The following is a 387-nucleotide window of genomic DNA, read 5'->3' as shown; positions in this document are numbered from 1 at the left end:
GAACTCCCGCACCAGCGCCGCGACCGGTACGGCCAACGGCTTGGGCGGCGGTCTCGTCTTCGACGTCTCCTAGAAGCAGCAAGGATCCGTCTACCCGGGCCGCGCCGGGATCGGCGACCCGCTTCCAGGTCACGCGGTATCGACACCCGTCGAAGAGCGACCGGACCTCGCCGCGCGCCCGCCAGGTCGACAGCGCGGGCAGCACGGTGTCGGCGGCAACGCTATCGACACCCAACTCCGATGCGAACGCCGGGAGATCGCCCCTCTCGACGACGTGCCAGAAGCCCGCCTCCGCAGGGTCCGCCGACCGGCCGGGCGCTGCTGCGTGCAGCCAGGACCGCTGGTGCTGGAAGGCGTCGGGCGGCAGCGCGGCCGGTCGGACGCGCG

At 73.1% G+C, this 387-nt stretch carries 1 protein-coding gene; it reads right to left on the bottom strand.

The genetic code is table 11. The features are described from left to right. Positions 1-387: hypothetical protein (locus PUR56_RS39945; protein WP_329952567.1), on the bottom strand; the 387-nt coding region annotated here is incomplete at both ends.

This window comes from Streptomyces sp. BE303 (genome assembly GCF_036290945.1).
In the GTDB taxonomy this organism is placed as follows: domain Bacteria; phylum Actinomycetota; class Actinomycetes; order Streptomycetales; family Streptomycetaceae; genus Kitasatospora.
The sequence above is the reverse complement of the archived record's forward strand: the minus strand, read 5'-3'. Positions and strand labels throughout refer to the sequence as shown.